The 10,361-nt window shown below is 58.1% G+C and carries 11 protein-coding genes; 6 read left to right on the forward strand and 5 right to left on the reverse strand.

Going from position 1 to position 10,361, the window contains the following annotated elements:
• Positions 1-46: 46 nt before the first annotated feature.
• Entirely contained in the window at positions 47-1,138 is a 1,092-nt protein-coding gene (locus QKD99_RS08215) for a hypothetical protein (RefSeq protein WP_284843755.1), read from the forward strand.
• Here the strand turns inward: QKD99_RS08215 and QKD99_RS08220 are convergent.
• Entirely contained in the window at positions 1,044-2,225 is a 1,182-nt protein-coding gene (locus tag QKD99_RS08220) for a glycosyltransferase 87 family protein (RefSeq protein WP_347951199.1), read from the reverse strand. The genes QKD99_RS08215 and QKD99_RS08220 overlap by 95 nt on opposite strands.
• A 74-nt stretch (positions 2,226-2,299) precedes the next feature.
• Between QKD99_RS08220 and QKD99_RS08225 the strand changes: the two genes are divergently transcribed.
• Both QKD99_RS08225 and QKD99_RS08230 read left to right on the forward strand, forming a co-directional pair.
• Positions 2,300-2,809, forward strand: a complete 510-nt coding sequence (locus QKD99_RS08225) for a polyadenylate-specific 3'-exoribonuclease AS (RefSeq protein WP_225746711.1) — start codon at positions 2,300-2,302, stop codon at positions 2,807-2,809.
• 44 nt (positions 2,810-2,853) lie between these two features.
• Complete coding sequence (locus QKD99_RS08230) at positions 2,854-4,242, forward strand: 3-deoxy-7-phosphoheptulonate synthase class II (protein ID WP_225746712.1); 1,389 nt, start codon at positions 2,854-2,856, stop codon at positions 4,240-4,242.
• On the opposite strand, the gene QKD99_RS08235 is transcribed toward QKD99_RS08230, so the two are convergent.
• The gene (locus QKD99_RS08235) at positions 4,239-5,591 is read right to left on the reverse strand and encodes a protein kinase (RefSeq protein WP_239278965.1); all 1,353 of its coding nucleotides are present in this window, start codon (positions 5,589-5,591) and stop codon (positions 4,239-4,241) included. The two genes, QKD99_RS08230 and QKD99_RS08235, sit on opposite strands and share 4 nt — an antisense overlap.
• Before the next feature lie 10 nt (positions 5,592-5,601).
• Here QKD99_RS08235 and QKD99_RS08240 point away from each other — a divergent pair, with 10 nt between their 5' ends.
• Complete coding sequence (locus QKD99_RS08240) at positions 5,602-6,006, forward strand: Rv2175c family DNA-binding protein (protein ID WP_080970387.1); 405 nt, start codon at positions 5,602-5,604, stop codon at positions 6,004-6,006.
• Here the strand turns inward: QKD99_RS08240 and QKD99_RS08245 are convergent.
• The 3 genes from QKD99_RS08245 to QKD99_RS08255 are packed head-to-tail and all read right to left on the reverse strand — an operon-like array spanning position 5,975 to position 9,158.
• Positions 5,975-7,465, reverse strand: a complete 1,491-nt coding sequence (locus QKD99_RS08245; RefSeq protein ID WP_284768527.1) for an alpha-(1->6)-mannopyranosyltransferase A — start codon at positions 7,463-7,465, stop codon at positions 5,975-5,977. The genes QKD99_RS08240 and QKD99_RS08245 overlap by 32 nt on opposite strands.
• Positions 7,466-7,473: 8 nt before the next feature.
• Positions 7,474-8,553: a polyprenyl synthetase family protein gene (locus tag QKD99_RS08250; RefSeq protein WP_239278979.1), complete on the reverse strand. Its 1,080-nt coding sequence runs from the start codon at positions 8,551-8,553 to the stop codon at positions 7,474-7,476.
• A gap of 50 nt (positions 8,554-8,603) precedes the next feature.
• Positions 8,604-9,158, reverse strand: a complete 555-nt coding sequence (locus tag QKD99_RS08255; protein WP_239278962.1) for a GNAT family N-acetyltransferase — start codon at positions 9,156-9,158, stop codon at positions 8,604-8,606.
• 227 nt (positions 9,159-9,385) lie between these two features.
• Between QKD99_RS08255 and QKD99_RS08260 the strand changes: the two genes are divergently transcribed.
• Both QKD99_RS08260 and QKD99_RS08265 read left to right on the forward strand, forming a co-directional pair.
• The gene (locus tag QKD99_RS08260) at positions 9,386-9,817 is read left to right on the forward strand and encodes an SAV_6107 family HEPN domain-containing protein (protein ID WP_239278961.1); all 432 of its coding nucleotides are present in this window, start codon (positions 9,386-9,388) and stop codon (positions 9,815-9,817) included.
• Between the two features lie 109 nt (positions 9,818-9,926).
• A complete protein-coding gene (locus QKD99_RS08265; protein WP_239278959.1) occupies positions 9,927-10,325 on the forward strand; it encodes a DUF3040 domain-containing protein in 399 nt (132 codons plus the stop codon).
• Positions 10,326-10,361 lie beyond the last annotated feature (36 nt).

Raw genomic sequence — 10,361 nt, forward strand, 5'->3', positions numbered from 1 at the left:
CTTAGCTTGGCCAGATACCGCTAAAGGCGTATCCATTATCGGCGTTGTGCTCTTGCACGTCACGCTGGTGGTTCCGGAAGGTGAGCTAACGTGGTTGGCTGACCTAAACGTGTGGCTGGACCCGCTCCGCCTGCCCTTGTTTTTCCTCGTATCCGGCTATTTCTCTACCAAGATCTTCCGCTATTCATTCAGCGAGCTCTTTACCCGCCGCCTGTGGTTTTTCCTCGTGCCCTATACGGTGTGGATGACCGTTGAGCTGTGGACTAAGCGCATCGAGTACCACTGGGTATTTGGTGATCCCTATCTTCAGCTTACGGATCTGCTCTATAACCTGCTGTTGGGTCATACCATGGCGTGGTTCATTCACGCGCTCATCTTTTTCAACATATTTTTGTGGGCCGTACGCAAGTTGCCCGCGTGGGCAGGCATTGGCCTGAGCTTTGCGCCGCTGCTGTTTATAGCGTGGCAGCATCATTACTACTTTATTGGCAAGGCAATCATGTTCTTGCCCATCTTCGTCGGTGCGGCTTATCTCCGCGGGCCTATTACGCGGTTTGCCGACGCCGCCGAAGCACCCTTTAAAGGCACCTTCCGCAAGGGCTCTCTGTGGGCATATGGTGCGGCAATCATCAGCTACATCGCGGGACTTACCATTCGGCAAACCTGGAATGCCGTCGAAGGCGAGGTAGCGGTGCAGTGGCCACTTCCAGGCGGGGACATTCTTGGCCGAGGCGATCTAGACCTGTTGATCCGCTTTGCGGAGCAGACGCTTGAAACCCCAGCGGGCATCGTTGGTGCTGTGCTTATTAGCCATGTTCCGGCTCTGTCCACTTTTGTAAAGTTCGTGGGCCGGCATACCCTGCCCATTTACTTGGCCCACCCAATCGGCATGACGCTGGGGTACGGCTTCTTCATGGCCCACCGCGACTATGTGGTGAGCCTTGCTGGCCAGTGGCCGATGGAAAATACCTGGTTCTGGATCGGAATGTGCTTCTTCTACTCCGCTGCGGCATCGGTAGCGCTCTGGGCCCTGGGAAAGGTTCCTATCCTTGGCTGGACGCTGGTTCCGCCGCGGATTGATAAGCGCCGACCCGTCGTAGAGCCAATGGTAGTGAGCAAAGAACCAGCAGAGCGGTAACGATGGCGTAGTCATTGCCCACAATGTGCTGCCACCATGCCCAGTCCAGCTCTTGGTCATTGGCATGGGGGACAAGCCAATGACCGCGGGCCAAAAGCGCCAGCCATGTCAGCGCAGCGAGTGCCCAGTGGTGCTGCGCCACTAGCAGCACGCCTGCCAATACCAGCCAGGTGAAGTGATGCGACCATGACACTGGCGAGCACAGGAGCGATACGGAAGCGGACAGCAGCATGAGTACCGCCTGGTTCTCGTGGGAGAGGCGCGCCATGGCAAACCATACGATGGCAACGACGAGGACAACGGTTACGAGCCACAGTTTTTCAGCGTGTTCAGGGGCTAGGCGGCTAAAGACACCGCGCAGAGATTGGTTGGAGCTATAGGCAAGTCCACCGATGCGGTTGGAATCGCGCAGCGTTTCGCTCCAGTACTGGATGGAGCTATGTGGATTGCAGGCGAAGGCGATGAGCCCTGCTGCCAGAAAGGAACCGAGGGCACTGAAAAAGGCGCGCCATTCGCGGCGGACGAAAAATACGGCAAGGAATACCGCAGGGGTGAGCTTGATCGCCATGGCGATACCGGTGAGCACGCCCCTGCCGCGTCCGGGGCGCAGCCAGAGAATATCGATCACGACGAGTGCGGTGAGCAGGATGTTGACCTGCCCGAAGCTAAAGGTCTCCGTAATCGGTTCAGTAAGCATCGCCGCTAGAAGCGCCCAGCCTGCCCAGCCCGGGCAGCCAAGAGAGCGCAGGACCAGGGCAACGCAGACCCACAGGGCAAGTAAGGAGGCGACAGATACGAGGATGCTCGCGGCGGTGAGGGGAATCCAGCTCAGCGGGACAAAAAGAAGCGCCGCAAAGGGCGGATAGGTGAAGGGAAGAGAGACATCGCGATGACTGCCGACGAGGTAGTCCTTGGCATAAAGGTCGCTGCCAAAGCCGGCCCCGCCTTCGCGGTAAACATCGAGGTCAATGTGGTAGTAGGTGGAGAAATTGCCGGAGAAAAGCGCCGGGATATCGATGAGCCACCAAAGGGCCACGAGGGCGGATAGGCACAAGGGCAAAGCAGTAAACCACAAAGATTTCTTCACGCCAGAAGTGTACAACCGTCTGTTTAAGGGGCCAATTTATCGCGGCAGACAAGGCGGCAGTAGGCTTGGGAGACGTGCGCTACTTCTATGACACCGAATTTATCGAAGATGGACAAACCATTGAATTGGTCTCCATCGGCATCGTCGGTGAGAATGGCAGCGAGTACTACGCCGTGTCTACAGATTTCGATCCGTCCAAGGCCAATTCTTGGGTCAAAGACAATGTATTGGCCAAGCTGCCTAGCCCGCGGGACCCAGTATGGAAACCTCTGGCGACCATTCGCACGGAGGTCTTCGAGTTTCTTACCCAGAGCTCAACCCCGGTAGAGCTGTGGGCGTGGGTGGGCGCTTATGATCATGTGGTTTTGGCGCAGCTGTGGGGCGATATGGCTGGACTGCCTAAACGCATGCCCCGCTATACCCGCGAGCTGAAGCAGTACTGGGAGTTTGCGGGGCGTCCCAGCCTGCCGGCTGTCCCTAAGGGCAATCACGATGCGCTTGTCGACGCCCGCCATAACCTCGCCAAGTTCCGTGCCTGCGCCCAAGTTCTTCCGCTCTCTAAAGGCAATAGAATTAATATCTAGAATTTAACTAACGCGCGATAGGCGCTTGATGGTTAAATAGCAGTGTGAGTTGGACAGTAGATATTCCGCAAGGCGTTCTCCCAGACCTCCCGCCATTGCCCGCCGGCATCGAAGAGGTTTTCCAGGACGTCATCAAGCGTGACGCAAAGCAGCAGCCCAGCTGGGATACTTCCCAGGCCGATAACGTGCGCAAGATTCTCGAGTCCGTGCCGCCCATCGTGGTTGCGCCCGAGATCGAGGCGCTCAAGAAGAAGCTGGCAGACGTTGCCTTGGGTAACGCATTTTTGCTGCAGGGTGGCGATTGCGCGGAAACCTTTGAGTCCAATACTGAGCCGCATATCCGTGGCAATGTGAAAACGCTGCTGCAGATGGCCGTGGTGTTGACCTACGGCGCATCCGTGCCCGTGGTTAAACTCGGACGCATCGCCGGCCAGTACGCCAAGCCACGTTCTTCCGATACGGACTCCAATGGTTTGTTGAATTACCGCGGTGACATTGTCAATGGCGTGGAGCCGACCGATGAGGCTCGTCGCCACGACCCGGCCCGAATGATCCGCGCTTACGCGAACTCTTCGGCGGCAATGAACCTGGTGCGTTCTTTGACCTCTTCCGGCACTGCGGATCTTTACCGCCTGCATGAGTGGAACCGCGAGTTCGTGCGCAAGTCCCGCGCTGGTGCTCGCTACCAGGACTTGGCCCGGGAGATCGAAAACGGTTTGAACTTCATGAATGCCTGCGGCGTGCACGATGACACCCTGCGTTCAGCCGATATCTACTGCTCGCACGAGGCATTGCTGAAGGACTACGAGCGCTCCATGCTGCGCTTGGGCCAGGACAATAACGGCGATACCAAGCTCTACGATCTCTCCGCACACCAGGTATGGATTGGTGAGCGCACTCGTGGCATCGAAGATTTCCACGTGAACTTTGCGGCGATGATTGGTAACCCAGTGGGCATCAAGCTGGGGCCGGGCGTCACCCCGGAGCAGGCCGTGGAGTACGCGGAAAGGCTGGACCCGAATCGCGAGCCAGGCCGCCTGACCATGATTTCGCGCATGGGACACGATAAGGTGCGCACGGTTCTGCCTGCCATTGTCAAGGCAGTGGAAGACTCCGGCCACAAGGTGGTATGGCAGTCCGATCCGATGCACGGCAATACCTTCACCGCTTCTAATGGCTACAAGACTCGCCACTTTGACAAGATCGTGGATGAGGTCCAAGGCTTCTTTGAGGTTCACCGCGAACTGGGTACCCACCCGGGTGGCGTACACCTTGAGTTCACCGGTGAAGACGTCACCGAGTGCTTGGGCGGCGCCGAGGATATCACCGACGTGGATCTGCCGGGCCGCTACGAGTCGGCCGTGGATCCGCGCCTTAATACGCAGCAGTCGCTCGAGCTCTCCTTCCTTATCGCGGAGATGCTACGTAACTAAATCCACAGGTGCGGCGTCGTGCCGTAGAGCGAGGAGCCGAACCACCACCCGCCGATAGCCACTGCGCCCACCGCAATCGCGACCACTACTAAGTACAGCACTAGTGACAGCGGATTGCGGTTGGTCAGCGGACGCTCGGCGGGTTCTTCATGCGCGCTCTGGACCGGCTGCTCGGGGGCAGGAGCAGGTACCGGTGCAGGCGCAGAGGCAGCTGCCGGCGCAAATGGTTTGAGTGGGGGCTCGGACGCGGAATACGGCTGTGCCTGGGGGCGTGACAATGATTGCGGCTCCGGTTCTGGAGCGGCCCCGGCCTGCGGCAAATCCAGTTTCGTCTCAAAGCTAAGGCGCTGCGGTGGGATGACTTCAGTCGGGCCACCGTCGAGATGCTCCGTTTCACCCTGTGGAATGCTGCGGGTGGGTTCGAAAATTTCCGTGGCTCCAGTGCCAGAAAAATCCGTGGGTGCTTGTGCCGTGCGTGCCGCGGCAGCGTTCCTTGGCACGGGGATGGTCACGTCCGGAAGATCGAGCTCTCGGCAAACATCATCGAGCGCCTCGAGGAATTCTCCGGCGTCGGCGAAGCGCTCGCGAGGGTCGCGGGCAGTGGCGGTGGCCACGAGGGCGTCGACAAGCTTGGGCACCCCAGAAATCCGCGAGGACGGCGCGGGGACGTCGGAATCCAAACGGGCCGTGGCATGCGCTAGGGGAGTATCCCCCGAGAATGGAACGGTGCCGGTAAGAAGCTCGAAGAGGACAATGCCGGCTGAATACACGTCCGAGGCCGGTGTAATTTCTTCGCCTGTGACCTGCTCCGGCGCGAGATAGGACACGGTGCCCACAATCATGTCCGAGGTAGCCTCGGCATTGGTGGCACGCACCAGCCCAAAATCGCCCACCTTTACCCGGTGGTGGGAGGTAATAAGCACATTATCGGGCTTGATGTCGCGGTGGATGAGCCCGGTTGAATGCACCTCTTCCAAGCCGCGCAGAACATTGCGCAGGGTAGAGGCGGCCGCCTGCACTGGAAAGGGGCCACCCTCAGCCAATAGCTCGCGCAGCGTACCGCCATCGATGAGCTCCATGATGAGATAAATGGGCTCGCCGTCAGCGGAAAAATCGTGAATAGCTACGAGATTGGGATGCTGCAGGCGGGCCATGGCGCGAGCCTCGCGAGAAAAACGCTTGATAAAGACCGGGTCATCGGAATAGCGCTCGTCCATGACCTTGGCCGCGACCGCTCGCCCCAGCCGCATGTCCACGCAGCGATAGACGGTAGACATGCCACCGCGGGCAATGGGGCGATCGATCCGGTAACGGTTCTCCAGAACGTCACCAATTTCCAACCTAGTCATGCTTCCCAGTATGGCTGATCATCTAGCCCGCGTTAAAGTAGAGAACGTGACTAACCAAGAAAAATCCCTCGATTCCTTGCTCGCAAACGAAGAACTGCTCAGCATGCAGCAGGTGGCAGAAAAGCTAGACCTGCCCATCACCCGCGCTTATGACCTGCTGCAGGACCGAAAGTTTATTGCCTGGGATTCCCCAGAAGGAAAGCGCGTGCCGCTAGCCTTCTTCAACGACAAGGGCGTTATTGCCAAGCACGTAACTGCGGCAATTACCGTGTTGACAGACGGCGGCTATAAGGACGACGAAATCTTCAAGCATCTCTTTACCGAGGATGACTCGCTGCCGGGCCGCCCGATCGATGCCCTGCACGGTCACCTTGCCCGCGAGGTTATTCGGCGCGCGCAGGCTGCCGCTTTTTAGGCACGTCTTCAAAGATCCACTGGGTGGCAAACCATGCCACCACAATCATGCCGATGACCCAGAACCAGTTGTAGAGCTGGTGATTGCCATCGCCAGAGAACGAGACGCCGATAAACAGGGCCACGCCGGTGGTGAATTTGATAAGCCAGAGCGGCGGCCGGAAGGTGCCCATCAGGGTGAAGATTGAGGCGTAGTACCACGGCAGGGTCACGGCATTGAAAACAAAGGCAACTTGGTACGCGGCCGCGGTGCCCATAATGGCGTCGCGGTTGTCCTTGCGGCAAAGCCACCACACCGCCACCAGCCCAATGAGCATGCAAGCCATGGCGATGCTGCGCAGGACGGCCAGGATGGCGTTATAGGACGCATCCGGCATAAATATTTGTACCGCTGGGAAGATAATATCGGTGGCCAAGGTGGGACCTGCCAGCGGGTTAATCACCTTGGAATTGCCGCTTACCTGCGATAGCCAGCCCCACGACGTGCCGGAAACCCACGTGATGAGGGCCACTGCGGCGATGATTTCTGCCACTGCGGCGATGCCAGATAGCACAAAGACAGCAAGTTGTCGCCACTTACTGGAGCCCTTGGGAGCGTAGTGGTGGAGCATCATCCATACGATAAACGGTGCCGCAATAACCGCAGTTGCCTTCATAGCCACGGCCGTGCCCACGAGGATGAGGGCGGCGTGGAAGCGCTTATGCAATGCCGCTAGCAGGCCGATAGACACGATCCCCACCATGAGTGACTCATTATGCATGCCGCCGATAAGGTGCAAGATAATGACTGGATTAGCTACACCAAGCCACAGTGCTACCGCAGGATCCGCGCCGAGTTTGCGGGCGATGCGGGGGATTGACCAGGCGATGGTAACAAACCCGAGCAGAGAAAGAATCTTATAGATCACCACGCCTGCAGTGACGTTATCGCCTACCAGGCTGGTGACCAGTTCTCCTATCCACAGGTGAAGGGGACCATAAGGCGTGGTGGTATTGCGCCAATCTTGAGATACCTCAAGGAGGAAGGGTCCGGGGTTAACGGCGGCACCTTCGGTATACGGGTCGAAGCCATCGCGAACCATAGCACCTTGCATGAGGTAGGAATACACATCGCGTGAGGCCAATGGCCCGGCTAATAAAAGGGGAGCTACCCAGGCGATGAGGATGCGCTGGATGTCGCGCAAGCCGCCCTCGGGGAGAGGATTTTTGAGCTGCGGGCGAATGATGGTGCGCCCAGCTAGCACCCACGCTGCGGCTAAGAGGAAAATACCCACCCAGTACAGCGCGAGGCCGAGATTGCGCCCGTGTCCATAGGACAAGAAGCCGATATTTAATGCTTCGAGGAGTCCTCCACGGTTGCGGGTGGCACCGCCAGAGAAGGACGCGAGCAGTAAAATGCAGGAGGCAGATAGCCCTAGCGGCAGCGCGCGCGGAATGGGAAAAGAGTACGTCTTTGCCACGGCACAACCTACTTGCGGCGAGCAGTAGCCTTGATAGCCAACTGCTCTAGGGTTTCGGTGACCGCGGGATCTACCTGTGCGGAGTGCAGGTGTTGCAGTCCCGATTGTGTTAGGGAATCGATGCGGCGCTCAATTTCTTCTGGTGCGCCCGAATCAGCGATGATCTGGGCCAAGCGCGATAGCTCCTGGGGATCTGAGGTGCGGCCAATGAGCTTGCGCAAGGTAGCAGCAGCTTGTGGATCAGACTCATCCGCGCGCTGGAGCGCTAGCGCTAGAAGTTCGGTTCGCTTGCCTTCGCGCAGGTCATCACCGGCAGGTTTGCCGGTCACCGCGGGATCGCCAAAAACACCCAGCTGATCGTCACGCAACTGGTAGGCAATGCCAATATCGTGCCCATAGCCGCGGAAGGCAGCGATAAGTTCCTCGCTTGCACCGGCGATAGCGGCGCCCAAGTGCAGCGGGCGTTCAATGGTATAAGCGGCCGTCTTATAACGGTTGACCGAATTGGCAAGCTCTACCGATTCGGAACCTGCCGCCTCCAAAGAGATATCCAAGAGCTGCCCGCCGATAACCTCAGTGCGCATGCCGCGCCAGGGGCCGCGAGCACGGTGCAAAGCGGCCGCACTCAGGCCGGAATCTTGGAACATGTCCTCTGCATACACCAGTGCTAAATCGCCTACCAAGATTGCCACGGAGGTGCCGAAGAACTCTGGATCCCCTAGGTACTCCGATTCGCGGTGCAGCTTTTCGACGCCCCGGTGCACCGTAGGATTGCCGCGACGGGTATTGGAAGCATCGATAATGTCATCGTGGATAAGGGCGCAGGCCTGGATAAATTCCAAAGAGGCGGCCGCGCGGAGCATGGCCGCGGGATCTTCTTCTCCTCGACCTGCGGCGAGGTAGCCCGCCCAGGCGTAGGTAGGTCGTACTCGCTTGCCACCGTCAAGCACGAAGGATTCCAAAAAGCTCACGGCCTTGGTCACAGGGGCGCCGATTTCGGCCACCTGCTCTCGGCGTTGATCGAGAAAGGTGGCGAGTTCCTCGCGCACCGCACCGGGGATGTCCGCAAGCTCAGGAATATTCTGCATAGTCACACCCCACACGATACCGGCTAGGCTGCGCAAGAAATAACAGAGGTTTACAGCGGCAGGCTTGCGCCCAATATGGCAAAGGGGCGAGCATCGGCGGGGTAGAGATGATCACGGAGGACATCGAAGAAGCCGACGGCTCTATAAAGACGGAAGGCACCGTTATCCTCGTTCGGCACCTCGGGTGTGGACAACAGCGCATAGCGCGCCGGGGCATTCCACAGCAATCCTTCCAAAAGCTTTCTGCCTAGGCCGTGCCCCTGGTACTGCGGCAAGACGTGGATCTCAGCCAGCTCAAAGTAGTTGCGCACAATGTCCCACTGCTCTTCGGTGGGCCCGCCTTGTAGGCGGAGCCCGCGGCGAAGTTCAGCGTCCCACCAGCTATCTGGGGAGCCTAAGAACCCATAGGCCACGCCGACGATGCCATTTTCATGGGTGACAATCTGCGCGCCGAATCCGGGGCGGGTCACGTCATTTCGCCAGCTTGAAATGCGGCTATGCAAGATTGCGGGATTGTAGTGCATTGCCTCGATGTAAATCTCAACCAACTGTGGGGCTAGCAGGGAGAATTCTGGCGGGGTTAGGCGGCGAATTTCAAAGCTCACTCTTCCTATGACACCAGAAGTCTGTGGCGGAGGGAAAGCAGGGCTCGCTATGTTCTTCGAAATTCACAAAATTGAATCGAACAAGAAGTCTGGAAAAAGCGTGTGGCCAGCTATTAACGTTGCTTAAATCGAACAGGTGAACTATGCTCGGGGGTGAAATGTCTAGCGGCTTGCTTAGGGTCAGGGGCAGTTCAACGACGTTATTTATTTAGTTAAGGACAGAGGCAATGGCACAGATTATTTCGGCAACGCGTACCCATTCTCTTGGGCGAGAAGGTGGCAAGCGGGCACGTTTTCTCTTCCAGGCGCGAGAATTATTAGACGCTGCGCGCGGTTATGCGGCTGAGGGACGATTCGATCAAGCTTTAGAGGTGGCGTACCAATCGGCTTTACGTACTGCTGGCGCACGAGTAGCTGCATCTGTCGTGGCTCGGCGCCGCCGCCTTCCCTCCAGTGCATGGGATCGGTTAGCGCTCGTCGGTGTGGAAGGCAAACGGTGGGCTGAATCCTTTAAGGGATATTCGCGGACTCGTGCGCGCGTGTCTTCGGGGCTGGATGAAGCGCCGAGCGAGGAATATGTTTATGGTCTCATGCAGCATGCCGCACAATTTTTGGATGAAAGTGAGACAGGGACTACTTTCGGCGCTTTTGCTGCGTAGTCACTCCGTGGGGGCGCTCACTACCTTTTGGGGAACATACTGATTATTCTGGGCGTTAGTATAGGTAGAACCATTACCGCCCGAAGCTCAATCCCTAGTTGGAGGAACAGTGTCCCTTTCTGAGCAGGAGCAGCGTACGCTCCGTGAAATTGAGGAATCGTTACTTGCTGACGATCCTAAGTTTGGCGCTTCCGTTTCTGAGCCTACGTCGTTCGGCGGATCCGGCGGTGCGGTAACCCTCCGAGGTGTAGCGCTCGTTGTCGTTGGCCTTTGCATGCTTGTCGGCGGTGTTGCTCTCGCGCAGCAAAGCCTGTGGTTTATCGTGCTTTCTATCGCGGGCTTTTTGGTGATGTTTGCCGCAGGTGTGTGGATGCTGCGCGGAGATGGATCTGGGCATTCCGCCCAGGGCCATTATTCCAGCGCTCGTGCAAAGAAATCCGCGTCCCGCAGTGGTGGAGTCAGTGGCAAGTTGGAGGAAAACTTCCGTCGCCGCTTTGAGGAGCGTTAGCGCTTTTTAATTTAGTTCGCCCCGGTTGACCCAGTG

This window comes from Corynebacterium sp. c3Ub_189 (assembly GCF_039907195.1).
In the GTDB taxonomy this organism is placed as follows: Bacteria; Actinomycetota; Actinomycetes; order Mycobacteriales; family Mycobacteriaceae; genus Corynebacterium.

Coding starts and splice junctions, on each gene's coding strand:
- QKD99_RS08235 (WP_239278965.1), bottom strand. CDS start 5,591: ATGACTAGGTTGGAAATTGGTGACGTTCTGGAGAACCGTTACCGGATC.
- QKD99_RS08240 (WP_080970387.1), top strand. CDS start 5,602: ATGGCTGATCATCTAGCCCGCGTTAAAGTAGAGAACGTGACTAACCAA.
- QKD99_RS08250 (WP_239278979.1), bottom strand. CDS start 8,553: ATGCAGAATATTCCTGAGCTTGCGGACATCCCCGGTGCGGTGCGCGAG.
- QKD99_RS08260 (WP_239278961.1), top strand. CDS start 9,386: ATGGCACAGATTATTTCGGCAACGCGTACCCATTCTCTTGGGCGAGAA.